This is a genomic window from Pseudomonas sp. Xaverov 259, assembly GCF_019352915.1.
Classification (GTDB): Bacteria; Pseudomonadota; Gammaproteobacteria; order Pseudomonadales; family Pseudomonadaceae; genus Aquipseudomonas.
The window spans coordinates 59,372-80,548 of sequence record NZ_JAAAFV010000021.1; the positions used below are offsets into that span (position 1 = coordinate 59,372).

The 21,177-nt window shown below is 61.4% G+C and carries 17 protein-coding genes; 11 read left to right on the forward strand and 6 right to left on the reverse strand.

Annotated elements, in window-relative coordinates:
* Positions 1–4 precede the first annotated feature (4 nt).
* From K0H48_RS05570 to K0H48_RS05580, 3 genes are read right to left on the reverse strand one after another with little or no spacing between them, the layout of a single operon-like run.
* Entirely contained in the window at positions 5–205 is a 201-nt protein-coding gene (locus K0H48_RS05570) for a DUF1656 domain-containing protein (RefSeq protein WP_057724643.1), read from the reverse strand.
* Positions 195–2,372, reverse strand: coding sequence for an FUSC family protein (locus K0H48_RS05575; RefSeq protein ID WP_219266745.1), 2,178 nt, complete (start codon positions 2,370–2,372; stop codon positions 195–197). The genes K0H48_RS05570 and K0H48_RS05575 overlap by 11 nt, the downstream gene beginning before the upstream one ends.
* A 10-nt stretch (positions 2,373–2,382) precedes the next feature.
* The gene (locus K0H48_RS05580) at positions 2,383–3,894 is read right to left on the reverse strand and encodes an efflux transporter outer membrane subunit (protein WP_219266746.1); all 1,512 of its coding nucleotides are present in this window, start codon (positions 3,892–3,894) and stop codon (positions 2,383–2,385) included.
* Between the two features lie 182 nt (positions 3,895–4,076).
* Here K0H48_RS05580 and K0H48_RS05585 point away from each other — a divergent pair, with 182 nt between their 5' ends.
* The 5 genes from K0H48_RS05585 (at position 4,077) to K0H48_RS05605 (ending at position 8,683) form a co-directional block, all read left to right on the forward strand.
* The gene (locus K0H48_RS05585) at positions 4,077–5,045 is read left to right on the forward strand and encodes a LysR family transcriptional regulator (protein ID WP_017138167.1); all 969 of its coding nucleotides are present in this window, start codon (positions 4,077–4,079) and stop codon (positions 5,043–5,045) included.
* Positions 5,046–5,260: 215 nt separating this feature from the next.
* Positions 5,261–6,235, forward strand: a complete 975-nt coding sequence (locus tag K0H48_RS05590) for a D-glycerate dehydrogenase (protein WP_219266747.1) — start codon at positions 5,261–5,263, stop codon at positions 6,233–6,235.
* A 207-nt stretch (positions 6,236–6,442) separates the two neighbouring features.
* A complete protein-coding gene (locus tag K0H48_RS05595) occupies positions 6,443–7,345 on the forward strand; it encodes a chemotaxis protein CheV (protein WP_219266748.1) in 903 nt (300 codons plus the stop codon).
* A 3-nt stretch (positions 7,346–7,348) separates the two neighbouring features.
* A complete protein-coding gene (locus K0H48_RS05600) occupies positions 7,349–7,831 on the forward strand; it encodes a GNAT family N-acetyltransferase (RefSeq protein WP_219266749.1) in 483 nt (160 codons plus the stop codon).
* Positions 7,832–7,939: 108 nt separating this feature from the next.
* Positions 7,940–8,683 (forward strand): YkgJ family cysteine cluster protein, encoded by a 744-nt coding sequence (locus tag K0H48_RS05605; protein ID WP_219266750.1) that lies wholly within the window; start codon positions 7,940–7,942, stop codon positions 8,681–8,683.
* Between the two features lie 10 nt (positions 8,684–8,693).
* Here the strand turns inward: K0H48_RS05605 and K0H48_RS05610 are convergent, their stop codons facing one another.
* From K0H48_RS05610 to K0H48_RS05620, 3 genes are all read right to left on the reverse strand, one after another.
* Positions 8,694–9,857 carry a transporter substrate-binding domain-containing protein gene (locus K0H48_RS05610; protein ID WP_219266919.1) on the reverse strand — a complete coding sequence of 388 codons (1,164 nt, stop codon included), beginning with the start codon at positions 9,855–9,857 and terminating at the stop codon, positions 8,694–8,696.
* Between the two features lie 267 nt (positions 9,858–10,124).
* Positions 10,125–10,907 (reverse strand): transporter substrate-binding domain-containing protein, encoded by a 783-nt coding sequence (locus tag K0H48_RS05615; protein WP_219266751.1) that lies wholly within the window; start codon positions 10,905–10,907, stop codon positions 10,125–10,127.
* Positions 10,908–11,077: 170 nt separating this feature from the next.
* Entirely contained in the window at positions 11,078–11,311 is a 234-nt protein-coding gene (locus tag K0H48_RS05620; protein WP_056858969.1) for a hypothetical protein, read from the reverse strand.
* 215 nt (positions 11,312–11,526) lie between these two features.
* Here K0H48_RS05620 and K0H48_RS05625 point away from each other — a divergent pair, with 215 nt between their 5' ends.
* The 6 genes from K0H48_RS05625 to K0H48_RS05650 all read left to right on the forward strand — a co-directional run bounded on the left by K0H48_RS05625 (position 11,527) and on the right by K0H48_RS05650 (position 21,140).
* Positions 11,527–12,693: an efflux RND transporter periplasmic adaptor subunit gene (locus K0H48_RS05625; protein WP_219266752.1), complete on the forward strand. Its 1,167-nt coding sequence runs from the start codon at positions 11,527–11,529 to the stop codon at positions 12,691–12,693.
* Positions 12,690–15,785, forward strand: a complete 3,096-nt coding sequence (locus K0H48_RS05630) for a multidrug efflux RND transporter permease subunit (RefSeq protein ID WP_219266753.1) — start codon at positions 12,690–12,692, stop codon at positions 15,783–15,785. The genes K0H48_RS05625 and K0H48_RS05630 overlap by 4 nt, the downstream gene beginning before the upstream one ends.
* A gap of 10 nt (positions 15,786–15,795) precedes the next feature.
* Positions 15,796–16,473 carry a heavy metal response regulator transcription factor gene (locus K0H48_RS05635; RefSeq protein ID WP_017138176.1) on the forward strand — a complete coding sequence of 226 codons (678 nt, stop codon included), beginning with the start codon at positions 15,796–15,798 and terminating at the stop codon, positions 16,471–16,473.
* Positions 16,463–17,827: a heavy metal sensor histidine kinase gene (locus K0H48_RS05640; protein WP_219266754.1), complete on the forward strand. Its 1,365-nt coding sequence runs from the start codon at positions 16,463–16,465 to the stop codon at positions 17,825–17,827. The genes K0H48_RS05635 and K0H48_RS05640 overlap by 11 nt, the downstream gene beginning before the upstream one ends.
* A 311-nt stretch (positions 17,828–18,138) precedes the next feature.
* Entirely contained in the window at positions 18,139–19,461 is a 1,323-nt protein-coding gene (locus K0H48_RS05645; protein ID WP_219266755.1) for an OprD family porin, read from the forward strand.
* A gap of 188 nt (positions 19,462–19,649) precedes the next feature.
* Positions 19,650–21,140 carry a sensor domain-containing diguanylate cyclase gene (locus tag K0H48_RS05650; protein WP_219266756.1) on the forward strand — a complete coding sequence of 497 codons (1,491 nt, stop codon included), beginning with the start codon at positions 19,650–19,652 and terminating at the stop codon, positions 21,138–21,140.
* Positions 21,141–21,177: the final 37 nt, after the last annotated feature.

Below are 21,177 nucleotides of genomic sequence, written 5' to 3' on the forward strand. Positions count from 1 at the left end.
ATTCTCAACGGTAGACGCTCAGCGCCAGGGCGCCGAACAGGCAAACGAACAGGCTCAGGCGCAACAACGCCGGGTGCCAAAAAAAACGGTACAGGTCGAACCCGGCCAGGAAGCGGTCCAGCGCCCAGGCCAGGACGGCAGCAACCAAAAACATCAGGGTCATGGTCGGCATGTACAGGCCATGGAAGGCGATTTCACGGGGCATGCGGGGCTCCTTTAAGGGCCGCCAGTGGCGATTGCGGGTCGAGCAACGAAGTGCGGATAAAGTGCAGATAGCTTTTGGCCCGGCGCAGGGCCGAGGTGTCGAAGTGCGGGGCGAAGGGTTCGTCGGTGGCCTGCACGCGGCTGATCGCGTGGTCTACAGCCACCAGGCCGCGCTCCAGGTTGCTGCTGCTGGGCTGCAGGAACAGCCGTACCAGCGAACGGCCCATCACGCGGATCGCCTGGCGCCACGGCTGGGACTCGGCATACGCCGGATGCACCGGCAAAATCGCCTGTTCCTTGCGCAGCTCAATGATCGCGTGGCCGACTTCCAGCACCACGAACATCCAGCGCAGCAGGTCACGCTGCACCTGCGGCTGGCCCATGGCAAGGCCGTAGGCCTGGTGCAGCAGGTCGCGGGTGCGGCTTTCAAAACTCGACGCCAGGCCCTTGAGCTTGCCGCTGATCGCGTACACCACCTGCTCGCGCAGGTCCTGCTCCAGGCGGCGCCACAACCAGCGGCTGTTGGGCGGCAGGATGATCGCCCCCGCCGCCGCGCACACCAGCATGCCGATGATCATGGCGATGTAGTCGTTGATAAAGGTGTAGGGGTTGTAGATCGTCAGGTTGTCCGGCACCGAGCCGGTGCTGAAGAAGATCAGCAAGCCCACGCCCACCCCGGCATATTGCGGGCGTGAAGCCAGGAACGAGCCGAAGATGATCACCGGCGCGAGCATCACGCACAGCAGCGGGAAGCCGTCGATCCAGGGGAACACGAAGAACATTTCGACAAAACCCACCAATGCGCCGATCAAAGTGCCGCAGGCCATCTGGAAGGCCATGCGCTTGGGGTTGGGCGTGGCGGCGGACAGGCCGACCGTAGCGGCGGCAATCAGGGTCATGGTTGCGCCGCTGGGCCAGGCGGTGGCCACCCAGTAGCTGCCCAGCACAATGAGGATGAACGACGCCCGAATCCCCGAAGCCGCGCAGGCCAGCCAGTTGGTCTTGGGGATAAAGGTCTCGTTCCACTGTTCGCGTTCATGGCTGTGTTCGGCCAGAGAGGCGTGGGTCAGCGCGTAGTTGTGCACGTCATCGACAAAGCGATAAAGCAACTCATAGGCGGTATGAAAATCCAGCTGTTCGGCTTCGCTTGGGTTGGCCTCTTGAAAGCTTGCACGCAGGGCACGCACCTTGGCGGGCAGCTCGTCTTTGTAGGCGCTGAGTTGGTTGGCCAGCCGTGCAGCGTCGGGGCTGGTGAGCGCCCGGCCGGAGAAGCCATCGAGCACTTCGGCAAGGTCCTGCAAACCGGGCTTGATCGCCGCAACCACGTGATCCGCCGCATCGGCGCGCAGCCGTTCGAGCAACTGGTGCAAGGCGTTGAAGCGCGTAGTGATGCTCATGAACTCGCTGTTGAGGCGACTGAGCCGGCCATTGCGTCGGCGCATGTGCGGGTCTTCAAACACGGTGACGCTGCGCAGCCCTTCCAGGCCCACCGCTTCAGCGATAAAACGCACGTTGCTGGCCTCGAAACCTTCACGCTGGCTGCGCCCGCGCAGGCCGTCGGTGACGAACAGCGCAAATACGCCAAAGCGCTGATACAAGGCGTTGCGCATCGCCGCGCTGGAGGTTTGCGGCAGGATCGCGGCGCTGACCACAGTGGAGCAGATAATCCCCAGGGAGATTTCCAACACCCGCCAGACCGCCGCCATAAATGCGCCGTCCGGGTTCGCCAACGCCGGTAAACCAACCATCGCCGCCGTATAGCCGGCCAGCACAAAACCATAGGCGCGAAAGTTGCGATTGCGCGTGGCGCCAGCGGTGCAGATGCCCACCCAGATCGCCAGCGCGCCGAGGAACAACTCGGTGTTCTGCGCAAACAAAGCGATCAACAACACCATCACCGCCGAGCCCGCCAAGGTGCCGAGGAAGCGATAAAAGCTTTTGGCAAACACCTGGCCACTCTGCGGTTGCATGACGATAAACACGGTGATCATCGCCGTGCGCGGTTGCGGCAACTCCAGGCGCATGGCCAGCCACAGCGTCAGGAATGCGGCGATCAGCACCTTGAAGATATACACCCAGGTCACGCCATCACTGCGTGCCCAGTCGAAAAAACCACGGCGCCACTCAAGGGAGTGCAACCAGCGCAGCGGTGCAGGCAAGGGAGTCATTGCAATCTACTCAGTGATCAAACACGGCGAGCGCCGCCGGGTTTTTGCTCGGACGTGTCTTGGCGTCCTGGGGTACGTCGTTGCCGGCACCGAGCCCGCCGCCCAGTGCCGTAACCAATTCAGCATGCGCACTCAGGCGCGCTGCCTGCACCTGTTGCTCGACCTGTTGCTGGCGGAACAGCAGGGTCTGGGCGTTAAGCACATTGAGGTAATCGGTGAGGCCGCGCTGGTAGGCGATCATGGCGATGTCGTAGGTTTTCTGCGCCGAAGCCACTGACTGCGCGGCAAAGGTGGCTTGCTTGTCCATGGATTCGCGGCGGATCAACTGGTCACTGATGCCCTTGAGCGCATTGACCAGCGTCTGGTTGTACTTGGCCACGGCGATGTCATAACCGGCGCTGGCTTCGCCCAATTGCCCACGCAAATGGCCGCCGTCGAAGATCGGCAAACTGATCGCCGGGCCGACGGTGTAGTTGAATTTCTGCCCGCTGAGAAACCCCAGCATCGTACCGCCGGTGGCCACATAGCCCAGGCTGCCGACCAGATCGACGTTGGGGTAGAAACCGGCGTGCGCCACATCGATGCCGCGCGCCTGGGCGGCGACCTGCCAGCGGCTGGCGACCACATCCGGACGTTGGCCAAGCAATTGCGCGGGCAGGCTCGAAGGCAGCTTCAGCGGTGCAGCCAAGGACAAACTCGGGCGTTGCAGTTGCGCGCCTGCGCCTGGGCCAATGCCGGCCAATGCCGCGAGCTGGTTGCGGCTCAGGGCGATTTCTTCGTCGAGGGCGTCGAGCTGGCGATGGGTTTCCGGCAGCGGCGTTTCGGCCTGGCTCACGTCGAAATGTGTGCCGATCCCGGCGTTCAGGCGTTTGTTGGCCAGGTCCAGAATCTGCTGTTGCTGGGCCAGGGTGGCAGCGACGATATCGCGGTTAGCGAAGTGCAACGACAGCTGGATATAGGCGCGCACCACATTGTTCTGCAATTCGAGCTGGGCCTGACGCGCTTCGGCGGCGCTCATGTGCGCCAGGTCGACGGCGCGTTCGCTGGCATTGCTTTCGCGGCCCCACAGGTCGAGGGCGTAGCTCAGGCCCAGGGACGAGGTGTTGTCCCAGGTATTGGCACCGCTGAGCTCGCCCGGCCCGTAGAACTGATCTTTCGGCCAGCTGTGGCGCTTGAGGGTGGTGTCACTGTTGATCTGCAACGACTCGGCCGCCTCGGCAATCCCGGCCATGGCCCGCGCTTCCCGCACCCGCGCGGCGGCCATGGCCATGCTCGGGCTGTTTTGCGTGGCGAGGTCGACCCAGCGGTTGAGTTGCGCGTCGCCGTAGCCTTGCCACCATTGCGTGGTGGGCCAATGGGCGTCTTGGGCGGCGCTCTGGATGGCGGCGTCGGTGGCCAGGCTATTGGCGTTGAGGGCCTGGCCTTGGGGGGCGATTCCTCCGGTTCCGATGCAGCCGCTGATTGCTAACGATAAGGCCCAAACACTGAGAGTCTTAAGCTCTCTGCTGATGCGACGCGGCACGGCGAACGAATTCCTGAGGTGGTGAGGCGGGGAAGGTGGCGCAATTCTAGGGGGCGCCATGGGGAACGATAAGCTGGCATTCCTGTGAATCTTTGTTACCGTTCAGGCGATAATCCGTTGGTAGGGATCACTGGACGGCGTAACTTTCTGTCACAATTTGCTATCTCCCTTGAGAACACTCCATGGACACTTTGCAAAATATGCGCGCCTTCAGTTGCGTGGCCGAGGCCGGCAGCTTCACCGCCGCCGCCGTGCAACTGGACACCACCACCGCCAACGTCTCGCGCGCGGTCTCCAACCTTGAGGCCCATCTGCAAACCCGCTTGCTCAACCGCACTACTCGCCGCATCGCGCTGACCGAGGCCGGCAAGCGCTATTTGCTGCGTTGCGAGCAGATTCTTGCTTATGTCGAGGAAGCCGAGGCGGAAGCCAGCGACGCCCACGCACGCCCCGCCGGGCAGTTGAAAGTGCACACCATGACCGGTATCGGCCAGCATTTCGTGATTGATGCCATTGCGCGTTACCGTCGCACCCACCCCGACGTGACCTTCGACCTGACCCTGGCCAACCGCGTGCCGGACCTGCTCGACGAGGGTTACGACGTGTCCATAGTGCTGGCCAGCGAGCTGCCGGATTCGGGTTTTGTGTCCCAACGCCTGGGCATCACCTACAGCATCGCGTGCGCCTCTCCGGATTACGTCAAGGCCAAAGGTTGCGCACAGCGGCCACAGGATTTGCTCAACCACGCCTGCCTGCGCCTGGTAAGCCCGGTGATCCAGTTGGACAAATGGACCTTCAACGGCCCCGAAGGCCAGGAAAGCGTGGCGATCAACACCTCGCCGTTCCTGGTGAACTCGGCCGATGCGATGAAAACCGCGATCACCAGCGGCATGGGCGTCGGCCTGCTGCCGGTGTACGCCGCCATCGAAGGCCTGCGTAACGGCACGCTGGTGCGGGTGATGCCCAATTACCGCTCCCAGGAGCTGAACCTGTACGCCATCTACCCGTCGCGCCAGTATCTGGATGCGAAGATCAAGACCTGGGTGGAATACCTGCGCGGTTCATTGCCGGAAATCCTGGCAGCGCATCAGGCGGAGTTGGTGGCGTATGAGTTGAGTGGCAGCCTCGGCGGCACACGCCTGGCGAACTGATTTATACCTGGCAACACAGATCAACTGTGGGAGCGGGCTTGCTCGCGAAGGCGGTGGGTCAGTCGATACATCCAGTGGCTGATACACCGCATTCGCGAGCATGCCCGCTCCCACATTTTGAACTGTGTACACATGGGGTCGGCGGTGTCCTGACAATTGTCGGCAGGAATGTTAGCGTGCTTACCATTCTCCCGTAGTCGATGAGCCCGCCTGCAATGAAAAAGACTGTCCTTGCCTTCAGCCGCGTCACCCCGCAAATGATCGAACGCCTGCAACAGGACTTCGAGGTCATCGCGCCAAACCCCAAGCTGGGTGACATCAATGTTCAATTCAACGAAGCCCTGCCCCACGCCCATGGCCTGATCGGCGTGGGCCGCAAGCTGGGGCGTGCGCAGCTGGAAGGCGCGAGCAAGCTGGAAGTGGTGTCCAGCGTGTCGGTCGGCTACGACAACTACGACGTGCCGTACTTCAACGAGCGCGGGATCATGCTCACCAATACCCCGGACGTACTCACCGAAAGCACCGCCGACCTGGCCTTCGCCCTGCTGATGAGCAGTGCGCGCCGCGTGGCCGAGCTGGATGCCTGGACCAAGGCCGGCGAGTGGAAAGCCAGCGTCGGCGCGCCGCTGTTCGGTTGCGATGTACACGGCAAGACCCTCGGCATTGTCGGCATGGGCAACATCGGCGCAGCTGTCGCGCGGCGCGGGCGCCTGGGCTTCAATATGCCGATTCTGTACAGCGGCAACAGCCGCAAGACCCAGCTGGAGCAGGAGCTGGGCGCGCAGTTCCGCAGCCTGGACCAGTTGCTGGCCGAGGCGGATTTTGTCTGCCTGGTGGTGCCGTTGAGCGACAAGACCCGCCACTTGATCAGCACGCGCGAATTGGCGCTGATGAAGTCCAGCGCCATCCTGATCAACATTTCCCGTGGGCCTGTGGTGGATGAACCGGCGCTGATCGAAGCGCTGCAAACCCGGAAAATCCGTGGCGCCGGGCTGGATGTGTATGAGCAAGAGCCGCTGGCTGAATCGCCATTGTTCCAACTGAGCAATGCCGTGACCCTGCCGCATATCGGCTCGGCCACCCATGAAACCCGTGAAGCCATGGCCAACCGTGCCTTGGATAACTTGCGCAGCGCTCTGTTGGGCCAGCGTCCGCAGGATCTGGTGAACCCGCAGGTCTGGAAGGGCTGACACCGAGCTCATAGGGGACGGTTTTTGTGTGGGAGCTGGCTTGCCTGCGATGCAGGCACCTCGATCTTCCAGTTGCACTGAGGTGATGCCATCGCAGGCAAGCCAGCTCCCACACGAACCCAGCCGACACAAAATCGGGTTAAAGCCTCGGCTGACCAAGTCGATAACCTTCCATAGATCGTCATCCCTGATCCACAGAAGGTTTTTATGTCCACCACCAACGCCCGCGCAGATTCACTCTCGCTTCTGCTCTTTACCTTGCGCAGCGGCAAGCTGATGGCCATCAACCTGCTCAAAGTCAGTGAAATTATCCCCTGCCCGCCGCTGACCAAGCTGCCGGAGTCGCACCCTCACGTCAAAGGCATCGCCACCCTGCGCGGTGCCTCGCTGTCGGTGATCGACTTGAGCCGCGCCCTCGGCGAAATGCCGCTGCAAGACCCGAACGGCGGCTGCCTGATCGTCACCGACGTCAGCCGCTCCAAGCAAGGCCTGCATGTGCAGGCGGTGAGCAAGATCGTGCACTGCCTGACCACCGACATCCGCCCGCCACCCTATGGCTCGGGCGGCAATCGCTCGTTTATCACCGGCGTGACCCAGGTCGAAGGCGGCCTGGTGCAGGTGCTGGATATCGAAAAGGTCATCCACGGCATCGCCCCGGCCCCCGTTGAAGCGGCGCCGACCGACTTGACCATGGAAGAAGCCGAAGTGCTCGGCAACGCGCGAATCCTGGTGGTGGACGACAGCCAGGTGGCCTTGCAGCAATCGGTACACACCCTGCGCAACCTCGGCCTGACCTGCCACACCGCGCGCAGTGCCAAGGAAGCCATTGATGTGCTGCTGGAGCTGCAAGGCACGGCCGAGCAGATCAACGTGGTGGTGTCGGACATCGAGATGTCCGAAATGGACGGTTACGCCCTCACCCGCACCCTGCGCGAAACCCCGGACTTCCAGGAGCTTTACGTACTGCTGCACACCTCGTTGGACAGCGCGATGAACAGCGAAAAAGCCCGCCTGGCCGGTGCCGACGCGGTGCTCACCAAGTTCTCGTCGCCCGAGCTGACCAAATGCCTGGTGGTTGCCGCGCAAACTGTGGCGCAAAAGGGTCTGTAAGCGGTGGCGGAGTATTTTCAACTGCTGCGCCGCGACCTTACCGCCAGCCTGCCTGCACCGCAGTGGCCGGCTGACACCCGGCTGGATCATTACCGCGATGAGCTGGCCCCGGCCATCCATGCCGTATTGCGCATGACCCAGGAACAGGGCGGCGGACGTGTCGCCAGCCTGGAAGAATGGCGCCGGCAGTTCATCACCGACGCCGAATTCGACCCCACGCTATGCCTGGTAGCCAGTAACGCAAGCGGCATTCTTGGCGTGGCCCAGTGCTGGACCAGCGCGTTTATCAAGAACCTCTCGATCCACCCGTGCGCCCAAGGCCAAGGTCTGGGGCGCGCCTTGTTGCTGCACACCTTCCACGTGTTCAAGCAACGCGGCGAACCCTATGTGGACCTGAAGGTGCTGGAAAGCAACCAACGCGCCCGGCAGTTGTACGAAAGTGCCGGCATGCTGTTTGTGCTGCGTGACCAGGTGCCCGAGGGCTGACAGGCACTGGCGCATAACTTGCTTCCACTGAGCCTGAACAGTGAATAGAGGCAAAAACCCGTCACCGTTCAAGAGTGCCCTCTGACCTTGCCTGGTGACAGATCCTCCATGAACACTCACTTTTCCTGCGTGGGTTGCGGCAAATGCTGCAGCGACCATCACGTTCCCCTGACCCTCGAAGAAGCCCGCAGTTGGGCGGCTGACGGCGGTAACGTCATCGTGCTGGTGGAGGGTTTTCTCGGCAGTGGCCTGGGTTTGCCGGTGCAACAACGCGAGCATGCCGAACGCCGTTCAGTGATAGTGCCGAGCGGCAATACCGAGGCGTTTGTGGCAATCACCTTTGCCGCCTACAACGCCGGGCGTTGCCGGAATCTTGACGAAGATAACCGTTGCGGCATCTACGAACGTCGTCCGCTGGTGTGTCGCATCTACCCGATGGAAATCAACCCGCACATTCCCTTGAACCCCGCCGCCAAGGATTGCCCGCCGGAATCCTGGGAACAGGGGCCGGCGCTGATCGTTGGCGGTGAATTGATGGATGCCGAGCTGGCCGAGCTGATCCGCCGCTCACGCCAGGCCGACCGTGACGATGTGCAGACCAAGGAGGCTGTGTGCGCCTTGCTGGGTATTCGTACCACGGCGCTCAAGGGCGATGGATTTACTGCGTATTTGCCGGACATGGGCGCGTTTGCCCAGGCGATCGAATTGGCGACCCGCCAGCCAACCATGGCCAGTGAGTGGGTCTTTCACGTTTCCGGCATGGACATCGCCGAACAACTGTTGGACGCCGGCGCCCAGATCGCAACCCAGGTGCCGGCCAACTACGCGTTTATTTCGTTGCAGGCCTCTTAGACCGGAAACCTCAGAGGCTGGCCAGGCACTCGATTTCTATCCGCGCATCGTCCAACAGTTTGCCCGCCGCAAAGGTAGTGCGGGCGGGCAGACGGTCGGCGGGAAAGTAGCTGGCATAGACGTTGTTCATCGCTGAAAAGTCTTTGATATCGGCAAGAATCACCGTGCACTTGGCCACTCTGTCCATGCCCAAACCCTTGCCCTTCAGCGTGCTACGCAGGGTTTCCAGCGCCTGGGCAGTTTCTGCGCGAATGCCTCCGCGCACGAGCTTGCCGTTTTTATCGAGCCCTAACAGCCCTGAGAGGTAGAGCGTTTTCCCGACCTGCACGGTTTGTGAAAACGGTAAGCCACCCTCGGCCGGTGTGTAAATTATCTTGGCCGGTTCAAGGCTCCCGGCGGCGGGCGCCAGATAAGGCTGAGTGATCGCCAAGTACTTGCCATTGTCTTTCAAGCGCTGCAGGGCCTTGTTCAGCGCTACCGTCAGATCAGGCGTGGCCTTGCGAGTGGCGATGGCGACACCGCCACCCAGCATCTCATCAACCACCGCTGGCCCTGCGAAGGCAAACGCTGCGCCCTGTGGGGTGTTCAGCAATGCTTCGTTGATTTCGATGGTGTTCTGCAGGGTCGCATCAAGTTCACCCGCCAACAGGCTGGTGATTAACTCGCCATTGAGGTTGAAGCTGCGCACCGTCACGCCTTGAGGAGCCCAGCGTGCCCTGGCGAAGGCTTCACGGCTGGTGCCCGCCAGAACGCCGACACGCTTGCCTTTGAGCGAGGTGGAATTGGGCTGCAGGTCTGAGCCGCTGCGGGCTACCAAGCGGCTTTCGAGGGGATAGAGAATGTCTGTAAAGTCGATTGTTTCACGCCGCGCCGGTGTGGGCGTCATCGGCATGATTGCATCGAAACGGTTGGCCTCCAGCGCCGTAATATTGGTTGCATACGGCTGATCAACCCATACACAGCGCGCGTTGAGTTCAGCGCAAAGCGCGTTGCCCAACTCAATATCCAACCCTACAAGCTCGCCTTGCGCATTGCGGTATTCAAAGGGTTTTACATCCGCCTCAACCCCAAACCGTATCTCCTTCCAAGGGTTTTCAGGTGACGGGGCCACAGCACATCCGCTCCCGGCCAACGTAATCAGAGCAAGCGCTAGTATTCGTCTTACCGTAGTCATAAACCTGTCCTGTGCAAATAGTGGTGTGAAGCGCTCAGGACTCAATCATGGTTTGCGACCCTGACGCGCAAGACGTTCTAACAAGCACTAACCGGTCTCTCACTACGACACGCCTGTTTGTTTAGTAGGAACAATCCCAAACTCATAGTAGCGGAGCCTTTTCGGCTATGAGCCACACTATTGGAAAAATCGGCAGGGCCGTCGACTTTAAGCGCACCGATAGGGCAAATACTGATCCAGTTCATGTTCCGCGCAATTAATTGGCCATCACTGGATAGAGGGCGGCTCATCCAAGTGATAACGCGCCAGAATCCGCTGGTATTCACCGTTGTGCATCAGTTGTTCAAGCGCGTAGTTGAGGTCGTTACGCAAGCTGGAATCAAACTTGCGTACGGCAATGGCAATGCCATTGCCCAGCAGTTCGCCGGACAAGGCCGGCCCCATAAAGTCGAAATCCTGGCCATCCGGGGTGTCGAGCAGCGCCTTGCGAATTTCCACAGTGCCTTGCAGCGTCGCATCAATAGCGCCGGCCACCAGGCTGCGAGCCAGTTCGTCGTTGAGCCAGAAACTCTTGATGATGACGCCCGCCGGCGCCCACTGCGACCGCGCAAAGGCTTCGCGGTTGCTGCCCAGCAATACACCGACACGCTTGCCCTTGAGCGAGCGTGTGTCGGGCAACAAGCCGGAGTCCTTATGGGCCACCAGACGCGTGGTAAAGGGATACAGATTATCGGTGAACCCCACCGACCGCCGCCGCCCCGAGGTGGCGGCCATGCCCATGATCGCATCGAACTGCCGCGCTTCGAGGGCCGGGAAGTCTTCGACAAACACCTGATCGACCCAGGTGCAGCGCACATTCAACTGTGTACACAGGGCATTGCCCAAGTCGATGTTCAAGCCCACCAATTGACCTTGCGGGCTACGACTCTGAAAGGGCGGGAACTGCGCGGCAACAGCAAAGCGGATTTCGCGCCGGGGTTGATCATCGTCGGCCACGGCGTCGATCGACAGCAAGAGGGCAAGTGCTGCACACAGGGGTATCAAAGCCACGGGAAACATCCTTTTCCAGAAAGACCAGCCTTGGCCACCCGGCCCGATCTGAACGGTCGGGGGGTGGAATCAAGGCTGTGCAAGCTTTCTAGAAAGGGTCGTGGGTCTTCAATCAGAAATGTCAGCAGGTGTTGTAGTCCGCACCTGATAAAACGCTGGTCGTTCTATTCTCAGCGTTTACCCATCGAGCGGCGAGTGCCCGGCGGCGCCATGCCTGGCGATTTGGTGTGGCCGTTCTTGGCGCCATTCTTGTACCAAGGCTGGGCGGCATTCTTGGCCCCGGCCAGTTCACCCGGCTTGAACGGAAACTTGAACGCCGGGATCTCGGCTTTTTCAACGCTTTGAGCGTCGGCCGGATCGACGAGGTCGGCCGCTTCAACAGGGGGTTGTGTCGGGGAAGTCATGGAAGCTCCGGGGCGTACATAAAATGAGGCGGTGGCCGACTTGCGGGCCACGCTGGCGCGCAGTATACCTGCGCGCCTCGGATCTTTAACCACCGCCGTTACGAATGGTCGGACTTTACTGACAGCGCTGTCAGTTAGCAGTCACCGTGCTGACCGGGTTGGCGGGCTATAAAGAACGCTCACTCTCCCAACCCTTTGCCTCGGCGCCCCACCCCATGCACATTCAACGAAAAACCGCCCTGATCGTGGGTGCCCTGGTGGTCGTGGCAATTGCAGCCTGGGCCTTCAACCGACCGGCCAAAACCAAACTGGCGGTGCCCACCGCCATCCCGGTGCGGGTGGTGAGCGTCACACAGCAGGACATTCCTCGATTTGTCAGCGGTATCGGCTCGGTGCTGTCGCTGCACAGCGTGGTGATCCGCCCGCAAATCGACGGCATCCTCACCAAGCTGCTGGTCAAGGAAGGCCAACTGGTCAAGGCCGGTGACCTGCTGGCGACCATCGATGACCGCTCGATCCGCGCCAGCCTCGACCAGGCCAAGGCACAACTGGGCGAAAGCCAGGCACAACTGCAAGTGGCGTTGGTGAACCTCAAACGCTACAAAGAACTGAGCGTCGACGACGGCGTTTCCAAGCAGACCTATGACCAGCAGCAAGCGCTGGTCAACCAGCTCAAGGCCACGGCGCAAGGTAATCAGGCCGCGATTGATTCGGCCCAGGTACAGCTTTCCTACACTCAGATTCGCTCGCCTGTCACCGGTCGTGTCGGTATTCGCACTGTGGATGAAGGTAACTTCCTGCGTATGAGTGATACCCAAGGCCTGTTCTCGGTGACGCAAATCGATCCGATCGCCGTGGAGTTCTCGTTGCCGCAACAAATGTTGCCAACCCTGCAAGGCTTGATCGCCGCACCCACTCAAGCCAGCGTCGATGCCTACATGGGCGCCGACACTGACGGCCAGACCGGCGACCTGCTCGGTGAAGGCCACTTGAGCCTGATCGACAACCAGATCAGCTCGACCACCGGCACCCTGCGCGCCAAGGCTGAATTCAACAACGCTTCGCAGCGCCTGTGGCCGGGGCAACTGGTGACCATCAAGATCCAGACCGCCCTCGACAAAAACGCCCTGGTGGTGCCGCCGACCGTGGTGCAACGTGGGCTCGACGCGCATTTTGTGTACCGCGTCAACGGTGACAAGGTTGAGATCGTGCCGGTGCAGGTGGCCTATCAGGACAGCGACGTGAACATCATCAAAGGCGTGCAAGCCGGTGATGTGCTGGTCAGCGATGGCCAGTCGCGGCTCAAGGCCGGTGCGCAGATCGAGGTGCTCAAAGAGCCACCGCAAGTGATCCAGACCGCCCAAGCCAAGGTGCAACCATGAGCGGCAGCCGTTCGCCGTCCGCCTGGTGCGTCGACCACCCGGTTGCCACCCTGCTTCTGACCTTTGCCCTGGTGCTGCTGGGGCTGATTGCCTTCCCGCGCCTGGCCGTGGCGCCGCTGCCGGAAGCGGAATTCCCGACCATCCAGGTCAGCGCCACCTTGCCCGGCGCCAGCCCGGACACCATGGCCTCATCCGTGGCCACGCCTTTGGAGGTGCAATTCAGCGCCATCCCCGGCATGACCCAGATGACCTCCAGCAGCGCCTTGGGCTCAAGCCTGCTGACCCTGCAATTCACCCTGAACAAAAGCATCGACACCGCCGCGCAGGAAGTGCAGGCGGCGATCAACACCGCCTCCGGCAAACTGCCCAGTGACATGCCGAGCCTGCCGACCTGGAAGAAGGTCAACCCGGCGGACAGCCCGGTGCTGATCCTCAGCGTCAGCTCCGACAGCATGCCCAGTACCGAGCTGAGCGACTATGTGGAAACCCTGCTGGCGCGCCAGATCAGCCAGATTGACGGCGTTGGCCAGATCAACATCACCGGCCAGCAACGCCCGGCGATTCGCGTACAAGCTTCACCGGACAAACTCGCGGCCATCGGCCTGACCCTCGCCGACGTGCGCCTGGCCATCCAGCAGTCCAGCCTGAACCTGGCCAAAGGTGCGATTTACGGCGAGAACAGCGTGTCGACGTTATCCACCAACGACCAGCTGTTTCACCCGGAGGAATACGGCCAACTGATCGTTTCCTACAAGAACGGCGCGCCGGTGCAACTGCGTGACATTGCCAAAGTCGTCAACGGTTCGGAAAACGCCTACGTACAGGCCTGGTCCGGGGATACGCCCGGGGTCAACCTGGTGATTTCGCGCCAGCCCGGCGCCAACATTGTCGAGACCGTGGACCGCATTCAAGCCGAGCTGCCGCGCCTGGAAGGCATGCTGCCGGCCTCGGTGCAGGTCAGCGTGTTGACCGACCGCACCAAGACCATCCGCGCCTCGCTGCATGAAGTGGAAGTGACGCTGCTGATCGCCATCTTGCTGGTGGTGGCGGTAATGGCGCTGTTCCTGCGCCAATTGTCAGCCACGCTGATTGTGTCCAGCGTGCTCGGCGTGTCGCTGATCGCCAGCTTCGCGCTGATGTATGTGCTCGGCTTCAGCTTGAACAACCTGACGCTGGTGGCGATCGTGATCGCCGTGGGCTTTGTGGTCGACGATGCCATCGTGGTGGTGGAGAACATTCACCGACACCTGGAGGCCGGTCTGGATAAACGCGAGGCGGCGATCAAGGGCTCCGGCGAGATTGGTTTTACCGTGGTGTCCATCAGCTTTTCGCTGGTGGCGGCGTTTATTCCGCTGCTGTTCATGGGCGGCGTGGTCGGGCGGCTGTTCAAGGAGTTTGCGCTGACGGCCACCTCGACCATCCTGATTTCGGTGGTGGTATCGCTGACATTGGCGCCGACATTGGCCGCCCTGTTCATGCGCGCGCCGACTCATCGTGCCCATGACAAACCGGGCTTCAGCGAGCGCCTGCTCGCCGGCTACGCGCGTAACCTGCGCCGCGCGTTGGCGCATCAACGCAGCATGGCGGCGATCTTTATGGTGACCCTGGCGTTGGCCGTGGTCGGCTACGTGTTTATCCCCAAGGGTTTCTTCCCGGTGCAGGACACCGGCTTTGTCCTCGGCACCAGCGAGGCGGCGGCCGATGTGTCGTACCCGGACATGGTCGCCAAGCACAAGGCCCTGGCCGAGATCGTCAAGGCCGACCCGGCGGTGGAAGCGTTTTCCCACTCGGTGGGCGTGACCGGCAGTAACCAGACCATCGCCAACGGGCGTTTCTGGATCGCCTTGAAAGACCGTGGCGATCGCGACGTGTCCGCCAGCCAGTTCATCGACCGCATCCGTCCCAAACTGGCCAAGGTGCCGGGCATCGTCCTGTACCTGCGCGCCGGTCAGGACATCAACTTGAGTTCCGGCCCAAGCCGCGCCCAGTACCAATATGTGCTCAAGAGCAACGACGGCCCGACGCTCAATACCTGGACCCAACGCCTGACCGAAAAACTGCGTGCCAATCCGGCCTTTCGCGACCTGTCCAACGACCTGCAACTGGGCGGCAGCATCACCCACATCAGCATCGACCGCCTGGCGGCGGCGCGCTTTGGCCTCACGGCTACCGATGTCGACCAGGCGTTGTATGACGCGTTCGGCCAGCGCCAGATCAACGAGTTCCAGACCGAGATCAACCAGTACCAAGTGGTGCTGGAACTCGACACCCAACAACGCGGCAAGGCCGAAAGCCTGAACTACTTCTACCTGCGCTCACCGTTGACCAACGAGATGGTGCCGCTGTCGGCACTGGCCAAGGTCGACCCGCCCAGCGTGGGGCCGTTGTCCATCAGCCATGACGGCATGTTCCCGGCCGCCAACCTGTCGTTCAACCTGGCACCCGGCGTGGCATTGGGCGATGCGGTGATCATGCTCAACCAGGCCAAGAACGAAATCGGCATGCCGACCACCCTGATCGGCACCTTCCAGGGCGCCGCCCAGGCATTCCAGAGTTCGCTGGCCAGCCAACCGTGGCTGATCCTGGCGGCACTGGTGGCGGTCTATATTATTTTGGGTGTGCTGTATGAGAGCTTCGTGCACCCGTTGACCATTATCTCCACCTTGCCGTCGGCGGGCTTGGGGGCGTTGATCATGCTGTGGTTGCTGGGCCAGGATTTTTCGATCATGGCCTTGATCGGTCTGGTGCTGCTGATCGGTATCGTCAAGAAAAACGGCATCCTGATGATCGACTTTGCCCTGGAGGCCCAGCGCGTGCGCGGGCTGCCACCTGAAGAGGCGATTTATGAAGCCTGCGTCACACGGTTCCGGCCGATCATCATGACCACCCTCGCGGCCCTGCTCGGCGCGGTGCCGTTGATGCTGGGCTCCGGGCCAGGCGCGGAACTGCGCCAGCCGCTGGGTATCGCAGTCGTCGGCGGCCTGTTGGTAAGCCAGGCGCTGACGCTGTTCACCACACCGGTCATATACTTGTACCTTGAGAAGTTTTTCCACAGGCCCAAACCAGCGCTGGCGCTGGCGACCACACACTAAAGGCGGGGTCATGCGCGTCCTGATTATTGAAGATGAAGAAAAAACCGCGGACTACCTGCATCGCGGCCTGACGGAGCAAGGTTACACCGTGGATGTGGCACGCGAAGGCGTCGAGGGTTTGCACCTGGCGCTGGAGAACGATTACGCGGTAATCGTGCTCGACGTGATGCTGCCCGGCCTCGACGGCTTTGGTGTGTTGCGCGCACTGCGGGCACGCAAGCAGACACCGGTGATCATGCTCACCGCCCGCGAACGCGTGGAAGACCGCATTCGCGGCCTGCGTGAAGGCGCCGATGATTATTTGGGCAAACCGTTTTCGTTCCTTGAACTGGTGGCGCGCCTGCAAGCACTGACCCGCCGCAGCGGCGGGCATGAGCCGGTGCAAGTCACCGTGGCCGACCTGTGGATCGACCTGATCAGCCGCAAGGCCAGCCGCAACGGCCTGCGCCTGGACCTGACTGCCAAGGAGTTCTCATTGCTCAGCGTGCTGGCGCGGCGCCAGGGTGAAATCCTGTCCAAGACCGCGATTGCGGAGATGGTCTGGGACATCAATTTCGACAGCGACGCGAATGTGGTGGAAGTGGCGATCAAGCGCCTGCGCGCCAAGCTCGACGGGCCGTTCGAACACAAGTTGCTGCACACCATTCGTGGCATGGGTTATGTGCTGGAGAGCAGAAGTGTCGGCTAACTCCATCGCCCTGCGCCTGAGCGGCATGTTCACCCTGGTGGCGCTGCTGATCTTCGTGTTGATCGGCGGCGCGTTGTACCAGCAAGTGGATCGCGGCCTGGGCCTGTTGCCGGGCGCCGAACTGGATGCGCGCTACAGCGTGCTGGAATCCTCGGTGAACCGCTTCGGCACGCCGGACCACTGGGCAAAGATCACCGCCAAGTTGAAGTTGCTGGGCGAAGAAGACCCGCGCATCCGCTTCTGGGTGGTGAGCAGCGACCCGAGCTACGAATACGGCAACCCCGACGCGCAGATCCGTGCATTCGCCCAAGGGCCGACCGGCAAACGCGACTTGCGCCTGCCTGGGCATGAATACCCGTTCAAGGTGTTGGTAAGCCAGTTCGCGGCCAAGGATCAACGCCCGCCGCTGCGCTTTATGATCGCTATCGACACCGAGAACTTTCGCGCCACTCAGCACCATCTGCTGATGGCCTTGATCGGCCTGGCCTGTGTCGGCGTCGCGCTGGCGGCGCTGCTGGGCTTTTGGGTCTCGCGTATCGGCCTCAAGCCGCTGGGCAAACTCTCGGATGAAGCGCAAAAACTCGCACCGCCGAAACTCTCCGGGCGCCTGCAGCTTTCGCCCTTGCCGCCGGAGCTGAGCCAGTTCGTCAACTCGTTCAACTCCACGCTGGATCGGGTCGAACAGGCGTATTCGCGCCTGGAGTCGTTCAATGCCGATGTGGCCCACGAACTGCGCTCGCCGCTGACCAACCTGATCGGCCAGACCCAGGTGGCGCTCACCCGTGGTCGTTCGGCCGAGCATTACTTCGAGGTGCTGCAATCGAACCTCGAAGAGTTGGAACGTCTGCGCTCGATCATCAATGACATGCTGTTCCTGGCCAGCGCCGACCAAGGCAGCAAGGCCACCAAACTGATCGAAAGCTCCCTGGCCGATGAAGTCGCCACCACCCTCGACTACCTGGACTTCATCCTCGAAGACGCCCAAGTCAACGTGCGCGTGCGCGGCGATGCCATGGTGCACATCGAAAAAGCCCACCTGCGCCGCGCACTGATCAACCTGCTGAGCAACGCGGTGCAGCACACCGCACCGGGGCAGATCATTGAGGTGAATATTGAGGTGCAGGAACATTGGGTGGCGATCGGGGTGACCAACCCCGGCGATGAGATCGCCAGTGAGCATTTGCCACGTCTGTTTGAACGCTTCTACCGAGTGGACGCATCGCGCAGCAACAGCGGCGCGAATCACGGGCTGGGGCTGGCGATCGTCAAGGCGATTGCATTGATGCACGGCGGCGATGTGTTTGTGCGCAGTGAGGGCGGCGGCAATACCTTCGGCATTACCTTGCCGGTGTAACTCACAAGAACACCTCAATCCAATGTGGGAGCGGCGCGTCAACCATCAGAGCAACTGTTGCGGTTTGGGCAACAGTCATTATCTTGTTACACTCTATATCGCACCGCTCACCTGCGTTACTTTGACGCACCGATGAGCGCGACGGCAAGGCAGCTTCCCGCTCACCCGAATTTCCCTCGACTTATTTCCAGGGCTCTACACTGGGAATCTGTTTAAAGCCGCTGACTTCAGCGGCTTTTTTTTGCCGTAAAAAAGGCCAGGCACACCCTCACGACATTGGCCGTTTTCGATTGACCAAAGGAGCTACACCGGTGAAGAACTCGCTGACGTTCACCCCGTTATTCCTCGCGATTGCAGCAACGATCGTCCCCTTTGCCCACGCGGCAGACTCGACCCCCGCTGACGGTTTCGTCGAAGGCTCTAGCCTCAAGATCAACACCCGCAACTACTACATGAACCGCGACCGCCGCGACATTCACACCGATGACAGCAAAGAATGGGGCCAGGGTTTCATCGGCACGTTCGAATCCGGCTACACCCAGGGCACCGTCGGTTTTGGTCTGGACCTCAATGCCATGCTCGGCCTCAAGCTCGACGGCGGCGGCGGCACTGACGGTTCCAGCATCCTGCCTTACGGCAGCGGCAACGGCAAAGCGCCTGGCGCGTTCTCCACCGCAGGCGGCACCTTGAAAATGCGTGCCTTCGACACCGAACTCAAAGCCGGCGACCTGTTCCTTAACAACCCGGTGATCGCTGGCGGCATGACCCGCATGTTGCCGCAGACTTTTCGTGGCGTGAGCCTGGCCAACCACAGTCTCGACGGCTGGATGTTCGAGGGCGGCCAGGCCAGCTTTACCAAACTCTACAACCAGAGCGGTCACCGACGTATCGGCACCAGCTACGGTACGTTGCCCGCCAACGCCGACAGCCAGCACCTGAACTGGGCAGGCGTGTCCTTCAGCGGCATCCCGGGCCTGACCAGCAACCTGTACGCCTCAGAACTCAAGGATGTATGGCACCAGTATTACTACGACCTGGACTACACCTACGCACTGAACGACTTGGTCAGCCTCAACCCGGGCCTGCACTACTACCACACCCAGGACACCGGCCAGTCGTTGCTCGGCAGCATCGACAACAACACCTACAGCCTGCATTTCACCATGGGCGTGGGCAACCACAGCGTCACCGCCGCGTACCAGCGGGTCAACGGCAACACGCCGTTCGACTACATCACCCAGGGCGACAGCGTGTACCTGGACAACTCTCAGCAATACTCTGACTTCAACGGCCCCAACGAGCGCTCGTGGAAGCTCAAATACGCCTATGACTTTGCAGGCCTCGGCATGCCTGGGCTGACGTCCGCCGTGTCCTATATCAGCGGCAAGACCGACCTGACCAAGGTCGACCCCAGCAGCCGTGGCTACAGCGCCTGGTACAGCGCCGACGGCAAAGACGCCAAGCACTGGGAACGCGACATCGACGTGAAGTACGTGGTGCAAGGCGGCAAAGCCAAGGACCTGGCGGTGCGCCTGCAGTGGGCAACCAACCGCGGTGGCAATGGCTACTCGGCGGTGGACCGGGATGTGGATGAGTACCGCGTGATTGTGGATTACCCGATCAACGTGTTCTGAGCAAAATCTGTCTGGCGATGAATAGCCAATGTGTGAGCGGGCTTGTGTGGGAGCTGGCTTGCCTGCGATAGCATCGCTGCGGTGTTGCAGATGTACCGAGGTGTCTGCATCGCAGGCAAGCCAGCTCCCACACCAAACCTGCGTTTGCCTACTACGCTATTGGCATCCTCGAAGCAGAAGTACGCCCGATGAGCCCAAGTCTCAACCGACCCACCCGTCGCCCGGAACGCTTGCTGATCCTGGGCAGTTGCCTCACGGTCTTCGTGATCGTGGCGATCGTCACCGCGCTGCTGATTCGCGAACACGCCAATACCTTGCAGACCGCCAAGCGCACCGCCAATAACATCACCCAACTGATCGACGCCGATGTACTGCGCAACGTCGAGCTCTATGACATGGCGCTAAAGGGCCTGATCGCCGCCACCGAACGCAGCGACCTACAGGGTGTGTCCGCCAATATCCGCCACCTGGTACTGTTTGATCGCTCTGCCGCTGCTCCTTTCAAGGGCGACATTCTGTTACTGGACCCCAGTGGTGAAGTGATCGCCGACTCCTCGCTGCTCACACCCAAGACCGGCAACTTTGCTGATCGCGATTACTTTCAGGCACACCGCAAAAAACCGGACCTGGGGCTGTATATCAGCCGCCCGTTCCTGGCCCGTTGCGTGTGTGATGACCAGTGGCGCATTGCATTCAGCCGCCGCGTGTCATCGCCGGACGGGCGCTTTCTGGGCGTGGCGGTGGCCTCGATGCGCCTGTCGTACTTCCAACAGTTGTTCAGCAGCCTGAACATCGGCGGCAACGGCACTATCAACCTGATCAACCACCAAGGCATCCTGCTGGCGCAACAACCGCTGCTGGAAGTGGACATGATCGACAAGGACTTGAGCCAACGCCCCAATGTCGCGCGCATGCTGCTTGAACGCGATGGCAGCTTTCGTGGCGTCTCCAGCGTCGACAACCAGCCACGGCTGTATAGCTTCTCGAATGTGGGAACCTTGCCGTTGATTGTCGCGGTGGCGTTGTCCAGCGATGAGGTCTTTGCCCCATGGCGGCGTGCAGCGTGGCTGGTCAGCATGGCCACGGGCGTGTTGTGCATCGGCCTGTTGTGGCTGACCTGGATGCTGAGCAAGGAGCTGCGCCGCCGCCACCGCGCCGAGCAAGTGCTGTCAGAACTGGCAGCCACCGACGCCCTCACCGGCCTCGCCAACCGCCGCACCCTGGACCAGCGCCTGCGCCTGGAATGGGACCGCGCACAACGTTCGACCGAGCCGCTGAGCCTGCTGATGATCGACGTGGACCACTTCAAGGCCTTCAACGACCTGCATGGTCATCACGGCGGCGATGAGGCATTGCGCGCAGTTGCTCAAGTGATCGAAGACAACATCCGCCGCCCGGCCGACCTGGCGGCGCGCTACGGTGGCGAGGAGTTTGCAGTGGTGCTGCCGCATACCTACGCCAAAGGCGCCTGGTTGATTGCCGAACACATCCGCAGCAGTGTCGAGCATTTGCCACGAGTGGCCGCTGCCGAAGGGCCTATTACCGTGAGTATCGGCATGAGCACCTGGCAAAAACGCAGCCGCATGTCCCTTGAGGATTTGCTGCTCAATGCTGACCAGGCTTTGTATGAAGCCAAACACGCCGGGCGCAATCGGATTGTGGAGGCTGCGGCCCGCTAGGTGATCGTTCCCACGCTCCGCGTGGGAATGCCTCTTC

Excerpts from the sequence above, each read along its gene's own strand:
- K0H48_RS05595 (WP_219266748.1), top strand. The coding sequence starts at position 6,443 with ATGTCCACCACCAACGCCCGCGCAGATTCACTCTCGCTTCTGCTCTTT.
- K0H48_RS05605 (WP_219266750.1), top strand. The coding sequence starts at position 7,940 with ATGAACACTCACTTTTCCTGCGTGGGTTGCGGCAAATGCTGCAGCGAC.
- K0H48_RS05610 (WP_219266919.1), bottom strand. The coding sequence starts at position 9,857 with ATGACTACGGTAAGACGAATACTAGCGCTTGCTCTGATTACGTTGGCC.
- K0H48_RS05590 (WP_219266747.1), top strand. The coding sequence starts at position 5,261 with ATGAAAAAGACTGTCCTTGCCTTCAGCCGCGTCACCCCGCAAATGATC.
- K0H48_RS05650 (WP_219266756.1), top strand. The coding sequence starts at position 19,650 with ATGAGCCCAAGTCTCAACCGACCCACCCGTCGCCCGGAACGCTTGCTG.
- K0H48_RS05630 (WP_219266753.1), top strand. The coding sequence starts at position 12,690 with ATGAGCGGCAGCCGTTCGCCGTCCGCCTGGTGCGTCGACCACCCGGTT.
- K0H48_RS05575 (WP_219266745.1), bottom strand. The coding sequence starts at position 2,372 with ATGACTCCCTTGCCTGCACCGCTGCGCTGGTTGCACTCCCTTGAGTGG.
- K0H48_RS05585 (WP_017138167.1), top strand. The coding sequence starts at position 4,077 with ATGGACACTTTGCAAAATATGCGCGCCTTCAGTTGCGTGGCCGAGGCC.
- K0H48_RS05620 (WP_056858969.1), bottom strand. The coding sequence starts at position 11,311 with ATGACTTCCCCGACACAACCCCCTGTTGAAGCGGCCGACCTCGTCGAT.
- K0H48_RS05625 (WP_219266752.1), top strand. The coding sequence starts at position 11,527 with ATGCACATTCAACGAAAAACCGCCCTGATCGTGGGTGCCCTGGTGGTC.
- K0H48_RS05570 (WP_057724643.1), bottom strand. The coding sequence starts at position 205 with ATGCCCCGTGAAATCGCCTTCCATGGCCTGTACATGCCGACCATGACC.
- K0H48_RS05635 (WP_017138176.1), top strand. The coding sequence starts at position 15,796 with ATGCGCGTCCTGATTATTGAAGATGAAGAAAAAACCGCGGACTACCTG.